The organism is Streptomyces sp. NPDC043738 (assembly GCF_056436545.1).
This window is the reverse complement of the sequence record NZ_JBWKCJ010000020.1, coordinates 71,364-92,385: the sequence shown is the minus strand read 5'-3', so window position 1 is coordinate 92,385 and position 21,022 is coordinate 71,364. Positions and strand designations below refer to the sequence as shown.

General features: G+C 70.5%; 21 protein-coding genes and 1 pseudogene. 13 read left to right on the top strand and 9 right to left on the bottom strand.

The genetic code is table 11. The features are described 5' to 3' along the window. Positions 1-50 precede the first annotated feature (50 nt). The 3 genes from AC0680_RS24815 to AC0680_RS24805 all read right to left on the bottom strand — a co-directional run bounded on the left by AC0680_RS24815 (position 51) and on the right by AC0680_RS24805 (position 2,428). A complete protein-coding gene (locus AC0680_RS24815; RefSeq protein ID WP_478632501.1) occupies positions 51-1,169 on the bottom strand; it encodes an AAA family ATPase in 1,119 nt (372 codons plus the stop codon). Continuing rightward, a complete protein-coding gene (locus AC0680_RS24810; RefSeq protein ID WP_478632498.1) occupies positions 1,166-2,086 on the bottom strand; it encodes a bifunctional DNA primase/polymerase in 921 nt (306 codons plus the stop codon). Before AC0680_RS24810 ends, AC0680_RS24815 begins: the two co-directional genes overlap by 4 nt. 126 nt (positions 2,087-2,212) lie before the next feature. Next, entirely contained in the window at positions 2,213-2,428 is a 216-nt protein-coding gene (locus AC0680_RS24805) for a helix-turn-helix transcriptional regulator (protein WP_478632632.1), read from the bottom strand. Between the two features lie 66 nt (positions 2,429-2,494). Between AC0680_RS24805 and AC0680_RS24800 the strand changes: the two genes are divergently transcribed. The 3 genes from AC0680_RS24800 to AC0680_RS24790 are packed head-to-tail and all read left to right on the top strand — an operon-like array spanning position 2,495 to position 4,216. Further along, positions 2,495-3,217, top strand: a complete 723-nt coding sequence (locus AC0680_RS24800; RefSeq protein WP_478632495.1) for a helix-turn-helix domain-containing protein — start codon at positions 2,495-2,497, stop codon at positions 3,215-3,217. After that, the gene (locus tag AC0680_RS24795) at positions 3,102-4,103 is read left to right on the top strand and encodes a tyrosine-type recombinase/integrase (protein ID WP_478632492.1); all 1,002 of its coding nucleotides are present in this window, start codon (positions 3,102-3,104) and stop codon (positions 4,101-4,103) included. The genes AC0680_RS24800 and AC0680_RS24795 overlap by 116 nt, the downstream gene beginning before the upstream one ends. Next, on the top strand, positions 4,004-4,216 hold the full coding sequence (locus AC0680_RS24790) for a tyrosine-type recombinase/integrase (protein WP_478632491.1): 213 nt from the start codon (positions 4,004-4,006) through the stop codon (positions 4,214-4,216). The genes AC0680_RS24795 and AC0680_RS24790 overlap by 100 nt, the downstream gene beginning before the upstream one ends. A 38-nt stretch (positions 4,217-4,254) precedes the next feature. On the opposite strand, the gene ychF is transcribed toward AC0680_RS24790, so the two are convergent. Continuing rightward, positions 4,255-5,343 carry a redox-regulated ATPase YchF gene (ychF, locus tag AC0680_RS24785; protein WP_478632488.1) on the bottom strand — a complete coding sequence of 363 codons (1,089 nt, stop codon included), beginning with the start codon at positions 5,341-5,343 and terminating at the stop codon, positions 4,255-4,257. Between the two features lie 407 nt (positions 5,344-5,750). Here ychF and AC0680_RS24780 point away from each other — a divergent pair. Next, positions 5,751-6,257: pseudogene (locus AC0680_RS24780) on the top strand (DUF6542 domain-containing protein); the annotation flags it as partial. A gap of 61 nt (positions 6,258-6,318) precedes the next feature. Here the strand turns inward: AC0680_RS24780 and ppgK are convergent. Continuing rightward, a complete protein-coding gene (gene ppgK / locus AC0680_RS24775; RefSeq protein WP_478632486.1) occupies positions 6,319-7,212 on the bottom strand; it encodes a polyphosphate--glucose phosphotransferase in 894 nt (297 codons plus the stop codon). Positions 7,213-7,270: 58 nt separating this feature from the next. Then, positions 7,271-8,263 carry a 4-hydroxy-3-methylbut-2-enyl diphosphate reductase gene (locus tag AC0680_RS24770; RefSeq protein ID WP_478632483.1) on the bottom strand — a complete coding sequence of 331 codons (993 nt, stop codon included), beginning with the start codon at positions 8,261-8,263 and terminating at the stop codon, positions 7,271-7,273. 85 nt (positions 8,264-8,348) lie between these two features. Here AC0680_RS24770 and AC0680_RS24765 point away from each other — a divergent pair, with 85 nt between their 5' ends. The 4 genes from AC0680_RS24765 (at position 8,349) to AC0680_RS24750 (ending at position 12,164) form a co-directional block, all read left to right on the top strand. Beyond that, complete coding sequence (locus tag AC0680_RS24765) at positions 8,349-9,722, top strand: APC family permease (RefSeq protein ID WP_478632480.1); 1,374 nt, start codon at positions 8,349-8,351, stop codon at positions 9,720-9,722. Between the two features lie 47 nt (positions 9,723-9,769). Then, positions 9,770-11,005, top strand: coding sequence for an exodeoxyribonuclease VII large subunit (gene xseA, locus AC0680_RS24760; RefSeq protein ID WP_478632477.1), 1,236 nt, complete (start codon positions 9,770-9,772; stop codon positions 11,003-11,005). A 10-nt stretch (positions 11,006-11,015) separates the two neighbouring features. Continuing rightward, entirely contained in the window at positions 11,016-11,315 is a 300-nt protein-coding gene (locus AC0680_RS24755) for an exodeoxyribonuclease VII small subunit (protein WP_478632474.1), read from the top strand. 255 nt (positions 11,316-11,570) lie between these two features. Next, complete coding sequence (locus tag AC0680_RS24750; protein ID WP_478632473.1) at positions 11,571-12,164, top strand: malonic semialdehyde reductase; 594 nt, start codon at positions 11,571-11,573, stop codon at positions 12,162-12,164. Positions 12,165-12,306: 142 nt separating this feature from the next. On the opposite strand, the gene AC0680_RS24745 is transcribed toward AC0680_RS24750, so the two are convergent. Beyond that, complete coding sequence (locus tag AC0680_RS24745; protein WP_478632630.1) at positions 12,307-12,843, bottom strand: DUF4245 domain-containing protein; 537 nt, start codon at positions 12,841-12,843, stop codon at positions 12,307-12,309. A 204-nt stretch (positions 12,844-13,047) separates the two neighbouring features. Here AC0680_RS24745 and glpX point away from each other — a divergent pair, with 204 nt between their 5' ends. After that, entirely contained in the window at positions 13,048-14,079 is a 1,032-nt protein-coding gene (gene glpX / locus AC0680_RS24740) for a class II fructose-bisphosphatase (protein ID WP_235445352.1), read from the top strand. A gap of 76 nt (positions 14,080-14,155) precedes the next feature. Here glpX and AC0680_RS24735 read toward each other — a convergent pair whose 3' ends face one another. Then, a complete protein-coding gene (locus tag AC0680_RS24735) occupies positions 14,156-14,515 on the bottom strand; it encodes a WhiB family transcriptional regulator (protein ID WP_384432330.1) in 360 nt (119 codons plus the stop codon). Positions 14,516-14,765: 250 nt separating this feature from the next. After that, a complete protein-coding gene (locus AC0680_RS24730; protein ID WP_478632469.1) occupies positions 14,766-15,557 on the bottom strand; it encodes a DUF1707 SHOCT-like domain-containing protein in 792 nt (263 codons plus the stop codon). 324 nt (positions 15,558-15,881) lie between these two features. On the opposite strand from AC0680_RS24730, the gene AC0680_RS24725 reads away from it, so the two are divergent. From AC0680_RS24725 to AC0680_RS24710, 4 genes are all read left to right on the top strand, one after another. Further along, entirely contained in the window at positions 15,882-17,555 is a 1,674-nt protein-coding gene (locus tag AC0680_RS24725; protein ID WP_478632466.1) for a fumarate hydratase, read from the top strand. A 187-nt stretch (positions 17,556-17,742) separates the two neighbouring features. Next, the gene (locus AC0680_RS24720) at positions 17,743-19,188 is read left to right on the top strand and encodes a class II fumarate hydratase (RefSeq protein WP_478632463.1); all 1,446 of its coding nucleotides are present in this window, start codon (positions 17,743-17,745) and stop codon (positions 19,186-19,188) included. A gap of 165 nt (positions 19,189-19,353) precedes the next feature. Beyond that, positions 19,354-20,094, top strand: coding sequence for a cytidylyl-2-hydroxypropylphosphonate hydrolase (gene fomD / locus AC0680_RS24715; RefSeq protein WP_478632461.1), 741 nt, complete (start codon positions 19,354-19,356; stop codon positions 20,092-20,094). Between the two features lie 211 nt (positions 20,095-20,305). Then, positions 20,306-20,989, top strand: a complete 684-nt coding sequence (locus AC0680_RS24710) for a class I SAM-dependent DNA methyltransferase (RefSeq protein WP_478632458.1) — start codon at positions 20,306-20,308, stop codon at positions 20,987-20,989. The last annotated feature ends 33 nt before the right edge of the window (positions 20,990-21,022 follow it).

Genomic DNA, 21,022 nt, shown 5'->3' with positions numbered 1-21,022 from the left:
ACTCGGAGCCCTGTCACCTTCGTCATCTTGGCGTCAACTTCGCTGCGCGCCTACGCGATCAGGCGCCATACCCAACCACCGCCGAAATCCGGCTTCTGCGACTTCACTCCGGCCTTCTGCTGAGCACGGCGTAGTGTGTGCGCCTTGAAGCCCGCCTGCGCCCCCGCTTTGAGCAACTCGCGGGACGGCACTTCGCCGCCGTTGTCCATCACGTGACTGCGCAACCAGTCGGCCGCTTCCTCGCGCTCCTGTCGATCCTCAGCCGAGGCCGTGCCCTCGGCGAGCACGTCCCCGACACTCTGCGAGGACTCCCCCGTGAACTCGACGCAACCGACCGAGATACGGCCGTCCTCGGTATCGATCGGCGTATCGCGCACTACGTAGGTCAGCGACGGCAAGTCGAGGCGCCCGAGGTTGTTCTTCTCCTGCGACAGGATCACCGCACCGTCCTCGGACTCCGGGTCACGCGCCATGGCGATCACCGCCCGTGCGGTGGCAGAGAACGCCCTCGAGCCGAGGATCAGCGACAGGGGGTCGGTGCTGTTGCCCTTGCCGAAGTGCACCAGGCCGAGGACGGCGGCGCCCGCCTGGTCGGCGATCTGCCCGAGCGGCTCGAGGGCCGAGCGCACCTCTCGATCGCGGTGGGTGTCGATGGACCCGTTCAGCGCAGACACGAGCGGGTCGACGACCAACAGGCCGACATCATGGGCCAGCATCGCTTTCCCGAGGGTGCTGGTGTCGGCCGGCAGGGTCAGCGGCGCGGCGACGCCGGGCCGCTCTTCCTCGACCACATCGACTCGGAACGTGCGCTCGAGATCAGCCCCGGCAGCGACCAAGCGGGGCGCTACCGTGCGCTCCCAAGAGTCCTCGGACGCCGCGTAGAAGACCGACCGCGGGCGCCCGTCGTGCACGCCGGGAAGGGTGCCGCGCGTGACCTGTGCGGCCAGCCACGCGGCCGATGTGGACTTGCCGATTCCTTCCCGCCCCGCCCACAGCGTCAGACCGCCGATCGGGACGCGGTTGTCCCACAGCCAATACGTACCGCGCAGCCGGATCTTGGACAGGGTCGTAATGCGCAGATGCCGGTCAGGCTGCTGCGCAGCGTCGTTGGCAGTGACACCGTTGGCAGCGAGGATGTGCGCAGCCGTCGCACGCTTGTCGGACGTCACGCGCTCACCGCCACCGCACGCGCCGGAGCGCGGTCCGCACTGCGCACCGTGGCCTCTGCCTCGGCGTGCGAGAGTCCGATGTACACGCCCGCGTCGACTAGCGAACCGACGGCCCCGTCATGCTCTATCCGTCCACTGCGCACCAGTTCGAGGGCACGGCAAGCAGCCCAGTACAAGCAGCTGTTTCGCTCCCCCGGCTGTGCATCGAGGACGAAGTGCACGAGGCCGGCGAGGCTGTCGACGGGCCGCACTGCCGGGGCGGGCGCAGTGCGCACCGCGGCCTCATGCGCAGTACCGCGCCACTGCGCAGGCATGCCGAGCAGCAGCGGCAGCAGCCATCCCGGCACCGGAACGGGCTGCGCATCGGGCGGCGTCATCCACGCATACGGGCGCCCCTCGGCGGTTGAGGGCGGGGCCACCACATACCCGCCACTGCCCCGCACATCGATCTTCCAGCCCACCTTGGAGGTGGAGTTGCGCACATCCCGGTCGGGCGCCGCGTAGTAGACGTGCAGTCCACCCGAGCGCGTACGCACCATCGGCGTCGTACCGAACGGGAAGCGGTCGCCCTGACGCGCGTACAACTCGGCGAACACGTCCGCGCCGTCGACGACGCCGGGCAGGGCCCACGGCGCCGGCGGCGTCTCGTCACCCTTCACCGTGTCGAGGTCGACGACAACCAGGCTGGACGGCCCACAGGCGATGCCCACGCCGTAGGGCCCGTGCGACCACGTGCGCACGATGCGGCCGGGGTCGACGGTGGCGCGCTGCTCCCAGTCCTTCACCGCCGGACGCTTGTCATCCGGGCGCAGCGGAAACACGTACCAGCCGCGCACAGCAAGGGTGAGCACCTGCTCGACCCTTTCCCCGCGACTGGTCTCCCCCTCCCGCGGGGGCGTGCTGTACTTGGGGTTCAACGGAGTTCCTCCCAAAATGAGAGCGGCGCCATATGGGCTGCAACCCGGCGCCGCTGTCGCTTCACGTGATGTTGTGAGGACTTCTCGGGCTCCGGCTGGCGCTGCTACGCCAGGTCGGAGCCCGTTTCATGCCGCTTGCTCCTGTTCGGCGAGCCATGTATCGAACTTGGCGAGTTCGGCCTCGGCATACAGGACTCGCCGCCCGACCTTTACGCCCTTGGGCCCGTATCCGATGTGGCGCCAGTACCGCACCGTGCTCGGAGCAGTCCGGTACCGCTTTGCTACCTCGGCCGTGGTCAAGTAGCGATCCACCGACAACCCCCTGAGGAATCGAACGATCATTCCCGAGGAGACTTTCACCCTTGATCGCCTAGCGTCAACCCTGATGAGCATGTAGCGTCCATCCCCATGAGGAATCAACGCGAGTCAACGGAACACGAGCCCTCGGAGGAGTCAGACGAGACGCTCGAGGACTGGTTGAAGCGCCCCGGCGACTCGAAGACCCCGCCCGAGAAGTACCTCGGAATGCGGGTACGGCAGCTGCGCACGCAGCGCGGTTGGTCGCAAGAGGACCTCGCGCGAGTGATGCAGGACGAGGGGCACACGTGGCGGCAAACCACCGTGGCCAAGACAGAAGCGGGGTCACGGCCGGTACCGCTGGCCGAGCTGGTGAGCCTCGCCGCATGCTTCGGAATCACGGCGAACGACCTGTTGCCCTACCTCAAGGGCATCTCGGCAGCGAAGGCGCACGACGCCGAGACAGAGACACGGCTGATTCTGTCGCTCTACATGGGCGGGGTGCTGCGTTACGAGGACGCCGCCCGGCGCAAGGAGCTCGCGGACCAGGAGTTCAAGGCCGCAGCCGAGCATCTCCTCGCCCTGAACCGCCTGCTTGAGGATGCGGGCAAGCAACTGTCTGGGCTGCTCGAGCAGTTCAGCGTCGTACTCGACATCGACCTCTCCGACGACCCCAGGTTCAAGGCTGAGGGCGACGACACACAACAGGGGGAAGCGAATGGCGAACATCCAGAAGCGCCCGAACGGCAAGTGGCGGGCGCGCTACCGCGACGACGCAGGGAAGGAGCATGCGCGGCACTTTACGAAGAAGGTCGATGCACAGCGGTGGCTTGACGAAGTGACGACCAGCGTCCTCACCGGGCAGTACGTCGACCCGAAAGCCGGGAAGATCACGTTCAAGACGTACGCCGAGCAGTGGCGCAAGGCGCAGCCTCACCGTGTCAGCACCGCCAAGGCCGTTGAACAGCACCTTCGTTGCTACGCCTACCCGGCATTCGGGGACCGGCCGATCGGTCGCATATCCACGAGCGACGTTCAGGCATGGGTGACGGGGCTGACCGCCAGGACGGGGCTCGCGCCGAGCACGGCCCGGACGGTCTTCAGCACCGTGAAGGCCGTGTTCCGAGCCGCCGCGACAGGGCAGGGCCGCATCATCGCGCACACCCCGTGTGAGGGGGTGAAGTCCGCCCCGGTGCCACGTCGGCAGGTTGTGCCGCTCACCGTGGAACAGGTCAACGCGCTTGCCGACACCGTGCCCGAGCGGTACCGGGCGCTCGTCATCACCGGGGCCGGTACCGGCCTACGACCCGGGGAGCTGTTCGGGCTCTGCGTACGGCACGTGAACTTCCTCAAGCGCACGGTGCGCGTCGAACAGCAGTTACAGCAGACCGCGGGCAGCAGCGTCTACGTCTGCCCGCCCAAGACGACGCAGTCGTACCGCACCGTGCCCCTACCGAAGGTCGTCGCCGACGCGCTCGCGCTGCACCTGAAGAAGTTCCCGGCGGACCGCGACGACCACCTGTTCCGCATGGAGCGCGGCGGACCGATCATCCGCACCTCGTTCTTCGATCACGTATGGCGTGGCTCGGTGAAGAAGGCCGATTGCCTGCCGGCACAGGCATGCACGCGCTGCGCCATGCCTACGCCAGCCTGCTCATCGCGGGCGGCGAGTCCGTCAAGGTCGTGTCCGAGCGGCTCGGGCACACCAACGCGGCGATGACCTTGAACACGTACAGCCATCTGTTCCCGGACTCCGAGGAGCGGACCAGGCAGGCCGTCGACAAGGCGTTTCAAGATCACGCGGACCCTGTGCGGACCGAAAAGGCCCGCTAACCGCTCCGGTGCAGGTCAGCGGGCCTTCCGTTGATCAGTCACACGTTGAAGCGGAACTCCACCACATCCCCGTCCTGCATCACATACTCCTTGCCCTCCATGCGGGCCTTGCCGGCGGCGCGGGCGTCGGCGACGGAGCCGGTCTCGACGAGGTCGGCGAAGGAGATGACCTCGGCCTTGATGAAGCCCTTTTGGAAGTCGGTGTGGATGACGCCGGCGGCCTCGGGGGCGGTGGCGCCCTTCTTGATGGTCCAGGCGCGGGTTTCCTTGGGGCCGGCCGTCAGGTAGGTCTGCAGGCCGAGGGTGTCGAAGCCGACGTGGGCGAGGGTGGCCAGGCCCGGTTCTTCCTGGCCGACGGACTGGAGGAGTTCGAGGGCCTCGTCCTCGTCGAGTTCGGCGAGGTCGGCCTCGAGCTTGGCATTGAGGAAGATCGCCTCGGCGGGGGCGACCAGGGCGCGCTGCTCGTTCTTGAAGTCCTCGTCGGTCAGCTCGTCCTCGTCGACGTTGAAGACGTAGAGGAAGGGCTTGGTGGTGAGGAGGTGCAGGTCGTGCAGGAGTTCCTCGTTGCCGGAGCCCTGGACGATGCCCGCCGAGAAGAGCGTGTCGCCCTTCTCCAGGATGGCCTTGGCCTCTTCGACGGCCTTGACCTTGGGGGCGACGTCCTTCTTGATGCGGGATTCCTTCTGCAGGCGCGGAAGGACCTTCTCGATGGTCTGGAGGTCGGCCAGGATCAGCTCGGTGTTGATGGTCTCGATGTCGTCCTTGGGCGAGACCTTGCCGTCGACGTGGACGACGTTCTCGTCCTTGAAGGCGCGGATGACCTGGCAGATCGCGTCGGACTCGCGGATGTTCGCGAGGAACTTGTTGCCCAGGCCCTCGCCCTCCGAGGCGCCGCGGACGATGCCCGCGATGTCGACGAAGTCGACGGTGGCCGGGAGGATCTTCTGCGAGTCGAAGATCTCGGCGAGCTTGGCGAGGCGGGGGTCGGGGACTCCGACGACGCCGACGTTCGGCTCGATGGTGGCGAACGGGTAGTTGGCCGCCAGCACGTCGTTCTTGGTCAGGGCGTTGAACATGGTCGACTTGCCGACATTGGGCAGACCGACGATTCCGATCGTGAGCGACACTGTGGCGACTCGACTTCCGAAGGCAGAGGTGGTGGGGTGGGCGGCCGCTCCGGGTCCGGGTGCCCGGTCCCGGGAGGGCCGATCAACCAGTCTACGGGGCGGCCGGGCGCGAGCGGCCGCCACCGGGACCGCGCCCGCGCCCGCCCCTCTCCGGGGCCGCGGCCGGCGTTCGGTGCCCCGGTTCGGGCCCCGCGGCGAACGAAGTCCCAAGGTCGGAACAAAGCGCGTGTCCCGTAACCGGTTAATCCCACTTAGCGGCCTACCGTTGGCGAGTGGAGCAACACGAAGCGCGCGCACCCCAGCACGGACCGTCATGGTCCGCACACCCGGCCACCGACACGGGCACCCGGCTCCCGCGCCCCGCGGAGGCCGTGGCCGCCGACCCCGACGACGCCTTTCTCTCCGCGATGCGGGCCTCCGGGTTCGCGTCCGTACCGGCCTCGGCCCCCCTGCCGGTACGGGGCCCGGCACAGGCGGGGGCCGCCCGCGGCCCCACCCGGGCGGCCCCGACGCCCAGGGTGCCCGAGCGCGCCCCCGCGCCACCGGAGGGCGCCGAATCCTCGACCGTCTACCGGGCCCGGCCCCGCCCCGCGGCCGCCCCGTCCGCGCTGCTGCCGCACCGGATGCCGGCCGCCAAGCTCACCGGCCTGGGGTGCTGGCTGCTGGCGACGCTGACCCTGCTGGCGTTCGCGTACCTGGACCGGCTGCTCCTGGGCGGCGCGCAGACCCCGTACGGCTTCTTCTTCCTGCTGGTGAGCGCGGCGGCGGCGTTCTGGGTCAGGCCGTACGACCTGATCTGCGCGCCGGTCACCGTGCCGATCGCCTTCGCGGTCGGGGCGCTGCCGATCCAGCACGGCGGGGAGGGGGTCGGCGGGGTGGTGACGGGGGTCTTCACGGTCCTCGCGCTGAACGCCGGCTGGCTCTACGCCGGCACGCTCGTCTGCGCGCTGATCGCCATGGTCCGCCGCGCGCTGGTCATCGCGCGGCGTCGGGCCAGCCGACGGGCGAGTCGACCGCGGAACGGGCAGTACGGGCCGACGGAGCGGCCGGCCAGGCAGGCGACGGGGCGTGCAGGGCCGCGGACGGGGAGCCGTCCGCGGCGGGTGTCCCACCAGCCCGAGCGGCGTACGCAGCCATCGCGGCCCCCACGATCCCCGCGTTGTTCTGAAGCTGAGCCGGCGCGATCTCGGCCCTGATGCCCTCGATCAGCGGCAGGAACTTCTCCGCCTTGCGGCTCACCCCGCCGCCGATCACGAACAGCTCGGGCGAGAAGAGCATCTCCAGATGGGCGAGGTACTTGCGCACCCGGCGTGCCCAGTGCTGCCAGCTCAGCTCCTCGTCCTCCTTGGCCTTGGTCGAGGCGCGCTTCTCGGCCTCGTGGCCGTGCAGCTCCAGATGGCCGAGCTCGGTGTTGGGGACGAGGCGGCCGCCGGTGAAGACGGCGCTGCCGATGCCGGTGCCGAGGGTGAGGACGATGACGGTGCCGGCCCGCCCGCGGCCCGCGCCGAAGCGCATCTCGGCCAGACCGGCCGCGTCCGCGTCGTTGAGGACGGTGACGGGGCAGGTGCCGGGCTCGCCGCCCAGCCGGCCGGTGAGCAGCGCGCCGGCGTCGGTGCCGATCCAGCGTTTGTCGACATTGGCGGCGGTACGGGTGGTGCCGCCGGTGACCACACCGGGGAAGGTCGCGCCGACCGGCCCCGTCCACCCGAAGTGCGCCACGACCTGTCCGACGCAGTCCGCGACCGCCTCCGGGGTGGCCGGGTGCGGGGTCAGTACCTTGTAGCGCGCGTCGACGAGCTCGCCGCGCTCCAGATCCACCGGAGCGCCCTTGATGCCCGATCCGCCGATGTCCACACCGAAGACCCTCATGGGAAAAGGCTAGGCGCCGACGGGACCGCCCGCCCGGGAGACGGCGGATCCGGCCGGGTCAGCCCTCGGTGGCCGCCTTCGCCTCGGCCCGCAGGTCGCGGCGCAGCTCCTTGGGCAGGGAGAAGGCGATGGACTCCTCGGCGGCGGTGATGGTCTCGACGTCCTCGTAGCCGCGCTGGGCGAGCCAGTCCAGCACGCCGTGGACCAGGATCTCGGGGACCGAGGCGCCGGAGGTGACGCCGACCGTGCTCACGCCCTCCAGCCAGGCCTCGTCGATCTCCTCGGCGTAGTCGACCAGGTGCGCGTCGCGGGCGCCGGCGCCCAGCGCCACCTCGACGAGGCGGACCGAGTTCGAGGAGTTCTTCGAGCCGACGACGATGACCAGGTCGGCCTCGGCGCCCATCTGCTTCACCGCGGTCTGGCGGTTCTGCGTGGCGTAGCAGATGTCGTCGCTGGGCGGGGAGAGCAGGTTGGGGTAGCGGCCCTTGAGGGCGTCGACGGTCTCCATGGTCTCGTCGACCGAGAGCGTGGTCTGGGAGAGCCAGACGACCTTGTCCGGGTCGCGGACCTCGACGTTGGCGACGTCGTCGGGGCCGTCGACCAGGGTGATGTGCTCGGGGGCCTCGCCGCTGGTGCCGATGACCTCTTCGTGGCCCTCGTGGCCGATCAGGAGGATGTCGTAGTCCTCCTTGGCGTAGCGGATCGCTTCCTTGTGGACCTTGGTGACCAGGGGGCAGGTCGCGTCGATGGTGGCGAGCTTGCCGCGCTCGGCCTCTTCGTGGACGACCGGTGCGACCCCGTGGGCCGAGAAGATGACGATGTTGCCCTCGGGCACCTCTTCGGTCTCCTCGACGAAGATCGCGCCCTTCTTCTCCAGGGTCTTCACGACGTACTTGTTGTGGACGATCTCGTGGCGTACGTAGACGGGGGCGCCGTACTGCTCGAGGGCCTTCTCGACGGCGATCACGGCGCGGTCCACGCCCGCGCAGTAGCCACGGGGGGCGGCGAGCAGGACCTTGCGGCTGGTGGGCGGGCCGGGCGTAGCAGTCATGCGGTCCATCGTAAGGCCGCGCCCCCACCCCGGAAGATCGCGCCCGTGTCCCAGACTGAGGGCCGGACTGCGCGAGGAGGCATCGATGGCGTCGCTGGGGCGGACGGGAGAGGCGGGGGCCAGATCGCTGCGGCGGACGCTGACGTTCCGGGACCTGATCGTCTACGGGCTGCTGTTCATCGCCCCGATGGCGCCGGTCGGCATCTTCGGCACGCTGCAGGCCAAGTCGCACGGGGCGATCGTCGTCGTCTATGCGGTGGCGACCCTGGCGATGGCGTTCACGGCGTACTCCTACGCCCTGATGGTGCGGGTCGCCCCGCAGGCCGGTTCGGTGTACACCTACGCCCGGGTGGGGCTGGGCGAGGGCGCGGGCTTCGTCGCCGGGTGGATGGCGATGCTGGACTATCTGCTCATTCCGGCGGTGGCGTATCTGTTCTCCGGGATCGCGCTGCACGCGCTGGTGCCGTCGGTGCACCAGTGGGTGTGGACGGCGCTCGCGGTGGTGGTGACGACGCTGCTGAACCTGTGGGGCGTTCGGGTGGCGGCCCGGGTGGGCTTCGCGGTGCTGGCGATGGAGATCGCGGTGCTGGTGGTGTTCGTCGTCGCGGCCGGTTACGCGCTGCTCGCCCACGGGGCGCAGCGGAGCTGGACGGCGCCGTTCACCGGCGAGGGCGCCTTCTCGATGAGCGCGGTGCTGTCGGCGGTGTCGGTCGCGGTGCTGTCCTATCTGGGCTTCGACGCCATCGCCTCGTTCGCGGAGGAGTCCGCGGGAGGCGCGCGGCGGGTGGCGCGGGCGGTGCTCACCTGCCTGGTGGTGGCGGGGGTGCTGTTCGCCGTCCAGACGTATCTGGCGGCGCTGCTCGCCCCGATGCCGGCGGCGGAGCTGGCGGCCGACCCGGGGAGGCAGGGGGACGCCTTCTACGTGACGGCGCAGGCGGCCGCGGGCGAGTGGCTGCAGAAGCTGGTGGCGGCCAGCAAGGCGGTCGGGGCGGCGTTCGCGGCGCTGGCGGGGCAGGCGGCGGCCGGTCGGCTGCTGTTCGCGATGGCCCGGGACCGGCGGCTGCCGGCGGCGATGTCGAAGGTGGACGAGGGCAGCGGGGTGCCGCGCCGGGCGCTGCTGGGTGCGGCGGCGGTGACGCTGGTGGCGGCGGTGTGGGCGGCCCGCCGGGACGACGGGCTCGATCAGCTGTCGTCGATCGTCAACGTGGGCGCGCTGACCGCGTTCGGGCTGTTGCACGCGTCGGTGATCGGCTGGTTCCGGATCCGCGAGGGGGCCGCGGAGTCGAGCGTGCCGCGGCATGTGGTGGTACCGCTGCTGGGGCTCGCGGTGGTGGTCGCGGTGGTCGTGGCGGCGTCCCCGACCGCGCAGATCGTGGGCGGGGTCTGGATGGCGGTGGGGCTGGTGGTGCTGGCGGTGCAGTACGGGGCGCGGGCGCGGGCCGGTGGCGGAGCGGACTGAGGGCGAGGTGGCGGCCACTGTCAGTGGGCGCCACTAGTCTCGCTCGTATGGCTGTCTCAACGTCCCCGGAAACGCCGATCCCGGTCGGCGAGGTGTCCCGGCTCATCGGCGGTTGGATCGACCGCCTCGGCGCGGTGTGGGTCGAGGGGCAGATCACCCAGCTCTCGCGGCGGCCGGGCGCGGGGGTCGTCTTTCTGACGCTGCGCGATCCGTCGTACGACATCTCGCTGAGCGTGACGTGCTACCGCCAGGTCTTCGACAAGGTCGCCGACGTGATCAGCGAGGGCGCCCGGGTGGTGGTGCACGCCAAGCCGGAGTGGTACGCCCCGCGCGGCCAGCTGTCGCTGCGGGCCGCCGAGATCAGGCCGGTCGGTGTGGGTGAACTCCTCGCCCGGCTGGAGCAGTTGAAGAAGTCGCTGGCGGCGGAGGGGCTCTTCGCCGCGGACCGCAAGAAGCCGCTGCCGTTTCTGCCGCAGCTGATCGGGCTGGTCTGCGGCCGGGCGAGCGCCGCGGAGCGCGACGTCCTGGAGAACGCCCGGCACCGCTGGCCCGCCGTCCGCTTCGCGGTGCGCAACGTCCCCGTGCAGGGCGTGCACGCGGTGCCGCAGGTGATCGCGGCGGTCCAGGAGCTGGACGCGCTGCCCGAGGTGGACGTGATCATCGTGGCGCGCGGGGGCGGCAGCGTGGAGGATCTGCTGCCGTTCTCCGACGAGCAGCTCGTACGTGCCGTGGGCGCGGCGGCGACGCCGGTCGTCTCGGCGATCGGCCATGAGCCGGACACCCCGCTGCTGGACCTGGTCGCCGATCTGCGCGCCTCGACGCCGACGGACGCGGCGAAGAAGGTGGTGCCGGACGTGGGCGAGGAGCTGACCCGGATCCGGCAGCTGCGGGACCGGGCCTTCCGGGCGGTCGACGGCTTTGTGCAGCGCGAGGAGCGGGGGCTGGCCGCGGCGCTGCACCGGCCCTGCATACAGCGGCCGCAGCGGATGGTCGAGGAGCGCGAGGAGCAGGTCACGGCCCTGCTGGAGCGCGGCCGGCGCACCCTGGGGCATCTGCTGGACCGTGCCGACTCCGAGCTGGCGCACACCCTCGCGCGGGTGGTCGCGCTCTCCCCGAAGGCGACGCTGGAGCGCGGCTACGCGGTGCTGCAGAAGGCGGACGGCGCGGCGGTGCGGTCCCCCCAAGAGGTCGGCTCGGACGAGGAGTTGCGGGCCCGCGTGGCCGAGGGCGAATTCAGGGTGCGGGTAAGCGGCGCCGAGGGCGCTGTCACACCTGGCGCATAGGGTGGGAGACATGGCGAAAGCGAAGACGGACGGCCTGGTGGACGCGGGACAGGACGCGGCCGGCACACCGGCGCAGGTGGCACCGGTCGACTCCACGCTCGGTTACGAGCAGGCGCGGGACGAGCTGATCGAGGTCGTCCGCAGCCTGGAGGCGGGCGGTACGACGCTGGAGGAGTCGCTGGCGCTGTGGGAGCGCGGCGAGGCGCTGGCGAAGGTCTGTCGCCGCTGGCTGGACGGCGCGCGGGCCCGGCTGGACGCCGCACTGGCGGAGTCGCCGGACGGAGCGGAGACGGGGGCGGAGCGCCCGTAGGCACCGCCGGGGCCGCGCCATCGCCGGCACGGCAGGGCGGGCCCTCCAGGCCCGGCCCTCCGGCCCCCGGCCCCTCCAGGCCCTCTCGCCTCCCCCAAGGTCATCCACGTTCCGGAAATCTGCTTCCGAATCACGGAAATGCGCTACGCTCACACGTGAACCAGCTCACAATCATCCGGATTTAGTTGAAACTTAACATATCCGGATTACAGTGGTTTCGAACCTGACCCCACCCGACTCACCGAGGTGCTCTTCATGTCTCTCGCCCTTGACGCCGCCGCCCAGGACCTCCTCTTCCGCGAGGCCCAGACCGCCAACACGTTCACGGACGAGCCGGTGACGGACGAGCAGGTCCAGGCGATCTACGACCTGGTGAAGTACGGCCCGACCGCCTTCAACCAGTCCTCGCTGCGGATAACCCTGGTCCGCTCGCAGGAGGCCCGCGAGCGCCTGGTCCAGCACGCCATGGGCGCCAACGGCCCGAAGACCCTGAGCGCGCCGCTGACCGCGATCCTCTCGGTCGACCTGGACTTCCACGAGCACCTGCCGCGGCTCTTCCCGGCCCTCCCGAACGTCAAGGACACCTTCTTCGCCGAGGCCGCCGCCCGCGAGGTCGCCGGCACCCAGAACGCCACCCTCCAGGCCGGCTACTTCATCGTCGGCATCCGCGCCGCCGGCCTGGCCGCGGGCCCGATGACCGGCTTCGACTTCACCGGCGTCGACAAGGAGTTCTTCGGCGACGGCAAGCAGAAGTCGTTCCTGGTCATCAACATCGGCAAGCCCGGCGCCGACGCGTTCTTCCCGCGCTCGCCGCGCCTGGACTTCGACGAGGCCGTCACCAGCGTCTGAGCCCGCCCGGTCAGGACCGCCGGCGCCCGAGCACACCGGACGACGCCCCGGCAACGACGAGGCCGCCGCACCCGCGTGGGTGCGGCGGCCTCGTCGCGTACCGGGCTCCCGCTCGTCGGCGCCCGCCCGGCCCCTGGCTCGCTCAGCCCTTCTTGGCCACCAGTGCGGCCGCCAGGTCCGCGAGCCGCCCGTAGGGCGCGGTGCCGGTGACGACCGTGGTCACCCCCGACTCCTCACGGACCAGCGCCCGGTACTTCTCGCCCTGGTAGCGGTCCCACTTCTTGCTGCCGACGGCCTGCTTGCCCGCGACCTTCGTGGCGCCGAGGGTGACGTCCTTGATGAAGTCCTTCGCCATCGCGTCGCTCTGCTCGACGGAGGCGTACTGCTGCTCGGGGTCGAGCATGCCCAGATGCCAGGCGCCGCCCTTGCCGTCGTCGGACGCCTTGTACGAGACCGAGGTGGCGCGCCAGGTCTTGGGCAGTCCCTCGGGCGCCGCGACCGGGTAGGGCGCCGCCCTGCGGGCCGTGATGAGCTCGACGCGGTAGTCGACCCTCTTGACCGCGCCCATCTCCGCGTCGGCGCTGTCGTCGTGCGGGATGAAGAAGTAGATCGCCCCGACCAGGACGCCGATCACCGCCAGCGACAGGACCATGTCCCGCACCGTTTGCCTGCCTCGCATACCTGCCACGCCCCTATGGTCCCCCATACCCGCGGCCGAGCCGACAGGCCCCCTGGTGACGGCCGTCACCTGCGCAAACGTCCGGGCTCCGGCCTCCCCCGGCGCTGCTCATGCGAAGGGCCCCCTGCTCAATTTGGCGACCTGGAGATAAGGTCATACCTACCCTCATCCTCACGGCCGTCGCCGTACAGAAAGGTGCGCTCGATGACCGAGCATCATCTCCCGTCCCAACTCGAGGTCAGCCCCGAGGCCCCGGATCGCAACCTCGCCCTGGAGCTCGTACGGGTCACCGAGGCCGGTGCCATGGCGTCGGGCCGCTGGGTGGGCCGGGGCGACAAGAACGGTGCGGACGGCGCCGCGGTCAAGGCGATGCGCGCCCTGATCCACACGGTCTCGATGAACGGCGTGGTGGTCATCGGGGAGGGCGAGAAGGACAACGCCCCGATGCTCTACAACGGCGAGCGCGTGGGCGACGGGACCGGCCCGGAGTGCGATGTGGCCGTCGACCCGGTGGACGGTACGACGCTGACCGCCAAGGGCATGGCGAACGCGGTCTCCGTGATGGCGGTCGCCGAGCGCGGCTCGATGTTCGACCCGTCCGCGGTCTTCTACATGGACAAGCTGGCGACCGGCCCGGAAGCGGCGGACTTCGTCGACATCACGGCCCCGGTGGCGGTGAACATCAAGCGGATCGCCAAAGCGAAGAAGTCCGCGGTCGAGGACGTCACCGTGGTCATCCTGGACCGGCCCCGCCACGAGGGCCTGGTCAAGGAGGTCCGGGAGGCCGGGGCCCGGATCAAGTTCATCGCCGACGGCGATGTCGCCGGCGCGATCATGGCGGCCCGCGAGGGCACCGGCGTCGACCTGCTGCTGGGCATCGGCGGTACGCCCGAGGGGATCATCGCGGCCTGTGCGCTGAAGTGCCTGGGCGGCTCCTTCCAGGGGAAGTTGTGGCCCAAGGACGACGAGGAGCGCGAGCGCGCCCTGGCGGCCGGGCACGACCTGGACAAGGTGCTCCAGATCGAGGACCTGGTCCAGGGCGACAACGTCTTCTTCGTCGCCACCGGCATCACCGACGGAGAGCTGCTGCGCGGCGTCCGATACCGCGCCGAGAACGCCTACACCCAGTCCCTGGTGATGCGGTCCAAGTCCGGCACCATCCGGCAGATCGACTCCCAGCACCGGCTGTCGAAGCTGCGCGCGTACAGCTCGGTGGACTTCGAGCGCCCCAGCTGACGCCCCTGGTGACACGCACTTCGCCCCCGTCGGAGAAGCTCCGGCGGGGGCGAAGTGGCCCATACGGTCCCGGCGGTCAGCCCGCGGCGGGGATATGGGCCGTGCGCTGCAGCTCGGACTCGCGGCGGCGCCGCCGGGTCAGCACGACCCGGCGCTCGGCCGCGGTCAGACCGCCCCACACGCCGTACGGTTCCGGCTGGAGCAGCGCATGCTCCCGGCACTCGACCATCACCGGACAGCGGGCACAGACCCGCTTCGCGGCTTCTTCCCTGGCCAGCCGCGCGGCGGTCGGCTCCTTGGACGGGGCGAAGAACAGCCCGGCTTCGTCCCGGCGGCACACCGCCTCCGAATGCCAGGGGCCGGCCTCGTCGCGCGCAGGCACTCGCGGGGACGGAACGACAGCGGCATCCTGCAGGGGCTGATGCGGTAGCAGCACGGTCTACTCCTGACGACGGCTTCGGCGAGAGAAATCACCCTTGCCCGTCTCGCTGCGCACGGCCTTTTTCCGCACCCCGCAGCCGTACGAGAGACGATGCACCAGCCCTACCCACGGTGCGCACGCTTATGCACACCGTGGCGATCGTGCGGAAACGAGACTTCGCGAAAAGGAGAAAATAGCCCGCCGCCCGCCCTCCGGCCCCGTGAGGGAGCCGTCTGCCGCCCGGCGCTTCACAGGCCGTCGGCGGTCAGCCGCCCAGCCCCTTGCGGAAGCGGTCCCGGCGCTCGCGCCGGTCGGCGTGTATCCGTACGTGCCGCTCCCACTGCTCCTCGCGCAACCGCTGATGGCGCTCGCGGTGCTCCTCGCGCAGCTGCCGGCGCATCTCCCGGTGCCCCTCGCGCAGCCGGTCGCGCAGATCGCTGACCCAGGCGCCGCGCTTCGGCCTGGCCTCCACGTTGCCCAGCACGGCATAACCGTTGACCAGGAGCTGCGGGGCGTCGGCGTCCTCCGCCTCGTTCGTGTGGATCTCGAAGTTGCCCAGCACGCCGGATCCGCTGCTGCGCAGCGTGACGTTCTCCGGGACCCGGATCTCCACACTGCCGAAGATCGCCGTGACGTTGATCTGGACCTGCTGCTGCGGGAAGACCGCCTCGGTCAGATCGATCTCGACGCTGCCGAAGATCGCGACCGCGTTGATCCGCGCGGGGACCTGCCAGCGCCCCTTGCGGACGGAGGCGCTGAAGATCGCGACGAGGTTCTGGTCCGGGGCCGGGCTGCCGGGCTCGTACGCATACGTCCCCGCGCCCGCCGGCTTCGTGCGGGCGCCGTCCGTCACGGGCAGGTCCCGGATGACGGGCTCCAGCTCGCCCATGGTCTTGGCGCGGAAGACGGTGTCGATCCGCTCGGCGTGCTCCTCGGGGTCCAGCCGGCCCTCCGCCAGCGCCTCGCGCAGGATCCCGGCGACCCGGTCGCGGTCCGCGTCGGACGCCCGCATGTCGGCCTCGGCCGCCGGCGCGGCCGCCGGCTTGGTCAGCTTCACCGGCTGTGGCTCGGGCCGCCGCTCCGGCCGCGGGTCGGGCTCGTGAAGCGGTCCGGGCGGGGTCTCGGGGCCCGGTCGTCCCCCGTTGTCTGCATCCACCGCCCCAGCGTACCGAAACGCGATAGATCGCGACTAGGGGTCCACGGGTTCCGCCGCGATCAGCGGTCCGCTCGCTTCGGCGGCGGCCGGACGCGACCGTGGCGCACCCGGAGCGGCCGCCGACTGAGCCTTACCTCACAGCGGCGTCCACCGGTCGGGGTTCTACGCTGTTCAGGCGCTGCCGTAGATGCCAGCCGGACCCCTCCGAGTAAGGAATGACCTTCGATGCCGGAATTCGCCTACACCGACCTTCTCCCCGTAGGTGAGGACAACACCCCGTACCGACTCGTCACCTCGGAGGGCGTGAGCACCTTCGAGGCCGACGGCCGTACGTTCCTCAAGGTGGAGCCGGAGGCGCTGCGCAAGCTGGCCGCCGAGGCGATGCACGACATCTCGCACTATCTGCGCCCGGCCCACCTCGCCCAGCTCCGCAAGATCCTGGACGACCCCGAGGCCAGCGCCAACGACCGCTTCGTCGCGCTCGACCTGCTCAAGAACGCCAACATCGCGGCGGCCGGCGTGCTGCCCATGTGCCAGGACACCGGCACCGCGATCGTGATGGGCAAGCGCGGCCAGCACGTCCTCACCGAGGGCGGCGACGAGGAAGCCCTCTCCCGCGGCATCTACGACGCCTACACCCAGCTGAACCTGCGCTACTCGCAGATGGCCCCGCTGACGATGTGGGACGAGAAGAACACCGGCTCCAACCTCCCGGCGCAGATCGAGCTGTACGCGACCGACGGCGGCGCCTACAAGTTCCTGTTCATGGCCAAGGGCGGCGGCAGCGCCAACAAGTCCTTCCTCTTCCAGGAGACCAAGGCGGTCCTCAACGAGGCCTCCATGATGAAGTTCCTGGAGCAGAAGATCCGTTCGCTGGGCACGGCCGCCTGCCCGCCGTACCACCTCGCCATCGTCGTCGGCGGCACGTCGGCCGAGTACGCCCTCAAGACCGCCAAGTACGCCTCCGCCCACTACCTCGACGAGCTCCCCGCCGAGGGCTCCCCGACGGGCCACGGCTTCCGCGACAAGGAGCTCGAGGACAAGGTCTTCGAGCTCACCCAGAAGATCGGCATCGGCGCGCAGTTCGGCGGCAAGTACTTCTGCCACGACGTCCGCGTCGTCCGCCTGCCCCGCCACGGCGCGTCCTGCCCGGTCGCCATCGCCGTCTCCTGCTCCGCCGACCGCCAGGCCGTCGCGAAGATCACCGCCGAGGGCGTCTTCCTGGAGCAGCTGGAGACCGACCCGGCCCGCTTCCTCCCCGAGACCACCGACGCCGAACTGACCGAGGGCGCGGGCCCCGACCTCGACGCGATCGCCGTCGACCTCAACCGCCCGATGGACCAGGTGCTGGCCGAGCTGACCAAGCACCCGGTCAAGACCCGCCTGTCGCTCACCGGCACGCTGGTCGTCGCCCGCGACATCGCCCACGCCAAGATCAAGGAACGCCTGGACGCCGGCGAGGAGATGCCGGAGTACCTCAAGAACCACCCGGTCTACTACGCGGGCCCGGCCAAGACCCCCGAGGGCTACGCCTCCGGCTCCTTCGGCCCGACGACGGCGGGCCGTATGGACGCCTACGTCGAGCAGTTCCAGGCGGCCGGCGGCTCCAAGGTCATGCTGGCCAAGGGCAACCGCTCCCAGCAGGTCACCGACGCCTGCGCCGCGCACGGCGGCTTCTACCTCGGCTCCATCGGCGGCCCGGCCGCCCGCCTGGCCCAGGACTGCATCAAGAAGGTCGAGATCCTGGAGTACGAGGAGCTCGGCATGGAAGCCGTCTGGAAGATCGAGGTCGAGGACTTCCCCGCCTTCATCGTCGTCGACGACAAGGGCAACGACTTCTTCCAGGACCCGGCCCCGGCTCCGACGTTCACCAGCATCCCGGTGCGCCGGGCCGACTGACCCGACGCAGCGCGCCGCGGCACGAACGGCCACCCTCCACATCGAGTGGGGGGTGGCCGTTCCGCTTCCGGCGTACCGGCCCCCCGAATCGGCAAACCGTTCGAACTGCCCATGCGTCCGTGCGCCGTCAGGTGAGCGGATTTCGGGAACCGGGAACAGATCGGGGGGACCGGGTACTGAAACAGGTATGAGCGAAAACGACTTCGGCAGCGTCGACGGCCTCGGTGACGCCCCCGGCCCCGGCGGCTCCACCGCCTTCCGGATCGAGCACGACTCCATGGGCGAGGTGCGGGTGCCCGCGCACGCCAAGTGGCGGGCGCAGACGCAGCGCGCGGTGGAGAACTTCCCGATCTCCGGGCAGCGGCTGGAGCGGGCGCACATCGAGGCGCTGGCCCGTATCAAGGGGGCGGCCGCCAAGGTCAACGGCGAGCTGGGGGTGCTGGACAAGGACATCGCCGAGGCCGTTCAGGAGGCCGCCGCCGCGGTCGCGGAGGGCCGGTGGGACGAGCACTTCCCGATCGACGTGTTCCAGACGGGGTCCGGGACGTCGTCGAACATGAACACCAACGAGGTCATCGCGACGCTGGCGAGCGAGCGGCTGGGGCGGGACGTGCACCCCAACGACCACGTCAATGCCAGTCAGTCGTCCAATGACGTCTTTCCGTCGTCGATCCATGTCGCGGCGACCTCCGCCGTGCTGAACGACCTCGTTCCGGCGCTGGAGCACCTGGCGGCGGCGTTCGAGCGGAAGGCGGCGGAGTTCGCGGACGTGGTGAAGTCCGGGCGGACGCATCTGATGGACGCGACGCCGGTGACGCTGGGGCAGGAGTTCGGGGGGTACGCGGCCCAGGTCCGGTACGGCGTGGAGCGGCTGCGGGCCTCCTTGCCGCGGCTGGCGGAACTGCCGCTGGGCGGTACGGCGGTGGGGACGGGCATCAACACGCCGCCCGGCTTCTCGGCGGCGGTGATCGCCGAGGTGGCGCGGGCCACGGGGCTGCCGCTGACGGAGGCGCGCGACCACTTCGAGGCGCAGGGGGCGCGCGACGGCATCGTGGAGACCAGCGGCCAGCTGCGGACCATCGGCGTGGGGCTGACGAAGATCGCCAATGATCTGCGGTGGATGGCCTCGGGGCCGCGGACCGGGCTCGCGGAGATCGCGCTGCCGGATCTGCAGCCGGGGTCGTCGATCATGCCGGGGAAGGTCAACCCGGTGATCCCCGAGGCGGTGCTGATGGTGGCGGCGCAGGTCACCGGAAACGACGCGACGGTGGCCGCGGCCGGGGCGGCCGGCAATTTCGAGTTGAACGTGATGCTGCCGGTCATCGCCAGGAACGTGCTGGAGTCCATCCGGCTGATCGCGAACGTGGCGCGGCTGCTGGCGGACCGCACGGTCGACGGGATCACGGCGAACGTCGAACGGGCGCGGGAGTACGCGGAGTCGTCGCCGTCGGTCGTCACTCCGCTCAACAAGTACCTCGGGTACGAGGAGGCCGCGAAGGTCGCGAAGAAGTCGCTGGCCGAGCGGAAGACCATTCGCCAGGTGGTCATCGAGGACGGGTACGTCGAGCGCGGGCTGCTGACCGAGGAGCAGCTGGACGAGGCGCTGGACGTGCTGCGGATGACCCGTCCGTAGCACGCGTTCGCCGCGCGCCCCGTAGCGCGCGGCCGCGGCGCACCCCGTAGCGCGCGTCGCCGGCGCCCGTTCGTAACGGCGCGCGCGACGCGCGTTACCGCGCTCGTAACGCCGGGTGCGGCTCAAGTCACGGCGGCCGTAATGCCGCGCCTCTAAGATCTGCGCATGACAGCGGACATGGTGGACACGACGGAAGGCGAGGCGGCCGGCGAAGGCGGAACGGCCGGGGCGAGGCGCGCGGCGGACGGCACGGCGGCGGGGCGCTGGGCCACGGGGGAGCACATCCTGTGGCGCTATCGCGACAACGCCCATCCCGAGCAGTTCCACATCTGCCGTCCGATGACCGTGGTGCAGGACACCCCGGAGCTGTTCGCGGCGTGGATGGCGCCCGGCACCCCCTGCGTCAAGCCGGTGCTCGCCGACGGCACGCCCGTGCATCGCGAACCGCTGTCCACCCGCTACACCAAACCCCGCCGGACCGTCCGCGACCAGTGGTTCGGCACGGGGGTGCTGAAACTGGCGCGGCCCGGCGACCCCTGGTCGGTGTGGCTGTTCTGGGAGCGCGGCTGGCAGTTCAAGAACTGGTACGTCAACCTGGAGGAGCCGCGGCGCCGTTGGGCCGGCGGGATTGACTCCGAGGACCACTTCCTCGACATCTGCGTCTACCCCGACCGGCACTGGGAGTGGCGGGACGAGGACGAGTTCGCGCAGGCGCAGCGGGACGGGCTGATGGCGCCCGCCCGGGCCGCCGAGGTCAGATCGGCCGGACGGGCGGCGATCGCCCAGATCTCGGCCTGGCGCGGGCCCTTCGCAGACGGGTGGGAGGACTGGCGGCCCGATCCGTCCTGGGGCGTCCCGGGACTGCCCGAGGACTGGGACCGCGCGCCGGAACGTTTGCGGTCGTGAGGGTGTGAAGCGAATCGACGGGAGTGAAGGGGGCGAACCGTGGAAAGGTGCGCCTATGGGCAAAGCTGTTTCCCGCCATGCGAGAAGCGGGGCCGAGCCCCCTTGCTGCGCCCTGGGGCTTCAAACGTAGGATCGTCCTCCGCAAGACTGCACAGGCGCAACTCCAGAACGGGAAAACGAACTTGACCGCGGTCACAGGAGGGGCGAGGTCGTGAGCGCGAAGAGCTACGACGGGTACGAGGGTCTGAACCGGTTAGCACTGGACCGGGCCGGTCAGGCCGAGGCGTTCGACGCGATCGGCGACCGGTATGACGACGCTTTCCCCCACAAGGAGGGTCAGCTCGCCTCGGGCGTCTGGCTGGCCGGTGCCCTGCCGGCCGGCTCGCGCATCCTGGACCTCGGATGCGGGACGGGCCTGCCGACCGCCCGTCAGTTGTCGGAGGCCGGGCACCGCGTCGTCGGTGTCGACCTCTCCCCCTCGATGGTCAAGCTGGCCCGGGACAACGTCCCCGGCGCGGAGTTCCACCGGCTGGACATCGCCGATCTGCGCGGCGGCCGGCTCGGCGGGGCCGGTTCTTTTGACGGAATCGCCGCTTATTTCTCCCTGCTGATGCTGCCTCGTGCCGAAATCCCTTACGCACTGGGCATGCTGCATGATCTGCTACGCCCCGAGGGGCTGCTCGCCCTGTCGATGGTCGAGGCGGATGTGGACGACTTCACGATTCCGTTCCTGGGCAACTCGATCCGGGTATCGGGTTACCTGCGGGACGACCTGCGCCGGGTCGTGCACGACGCGGGTTTCGACGTCGTCGGGGAGGATGCCTACGCATACGCCCCGGCGAGTACGGACGTACCACCCGAGATCCAGCTCTTTCTGCACCTGCGAAGCGCCTGAGACGCAGCGCGTCGAGCGCGCAGCCCCGGACGG

What these genes read in the sequence shown, in the direction of transcription:
- AC0680_RS24720 (WP_478632463.1), top strand. Translation starts at nt 17,743, where the DNA reads ATGAGCGAAAACGACTTCGGCAGCGTCGACGGCCTCGGTGACGCCCCC.
- AC0680_RS24795 (WP_478632492.1), top strand. Translation starts at nt 3,102, where the DNA reads ATGGCGAACATCCAGAAGCGCCCGAACGGCAAGTGGCGGGCGCGCTAC.
- AC0680_RS24800 (WP_478632495.1), top strand. Translation starts at nt 2,495, where the DNA reads ATGAGGAATCAACGCGAGTCAACGGAACACGAGCCCTCGGAGGAGTCA.
- AC0680_RS24765 (WP_478632480.1), top strand. Translation starts at nt 8,349, where the DNA reads ATGGCGTCGCTGGGGCGGACGGGAGAGGCGGGGGCCAGATCGCTGCGG.
- AC0680_RS24745 (WP_478632630.1), bottom strand. Translation starts at nt 12,843, where the DNA reads ATGCGAGGCAGGCAAACGGTGCGGGACATGGTCCTGTCGCTGGCGGTG.
- AC0680_RS24725 (WP_478632466.1), top strand. Translation starts at nt 15,882, where the DNA reads ATGCCGGAATTCGCCTACACCGACCTTCTCCCCGTAGGTGAGGACAAC.
- AC0680_RS24805 (WP_478632632.1), bottom strand. Translation starts at nt 2,428, where the DNA reads ATGATCGTTCGATTCCTCAGGGGGTTGTCGGTGGATCGCTACTTGACC.
- xseA (WP_478632477.1), top strand. Translation starts at nt 9,770, where the DNA reads ATGGCTGTCTCAACGTCCCCGGAAACGCCGATCCCGGTCGGCGAGGTG.
- fomD (WP_478632461.1), top strand. Translation starts at nt 19,354, where the DNA reads ATGACAGCGGACATGGTGGACACGACGGAAGGCGAGGCGGCCGGCGAA.
- ppgK (WP_478632486.1), bottom strand. Translation starts at nt 7,212, where the DNA reads ATGAGGGTCTTCGGTGTGGACATCGGCGGATCGGGCATCAAGGGCGCT.
- AC0680_RS24750 (WP_478632473.1), top strand. Translation starts at nt 11,571, where the DNA reads ATGTCTCTCGCCCTTGACGCCGCCGCCCAGGACCTCCTCTTCCGCGAG.
- AC0680_RS24755 (WP_478632474.1), top strand. Translation starts at nt 11,016, where the DNA reads ATGGCGAAAGCGAAGACGGACGGCCTGGTGGACGCGGGACAGGACGCG.
- AC0680_RS24790 (WP_478632491.1), top strand. Translation starts at nt 4,004, where the DNA reads ATGCACGCGCTGCGCCATGCCTACGCCAGCCTGCTCATCGCGGGCGGC.
- glpX (WP_235445352.1), top strand. Translation starts at nt 13,048, where the DNA reads ATGACCGAGCATCATCTCCCGTCCCAACTCGAGGTCAGCCCCGAGGCC.
- AC0680_RS24770 (WP_478632483.1), bottom strand. Translation starts at nt 8,263, where the DNA reads ATGACTGCTACGCCCGGCCCGCCCACCAGCCGCAAGGTCCTGCTCGCC.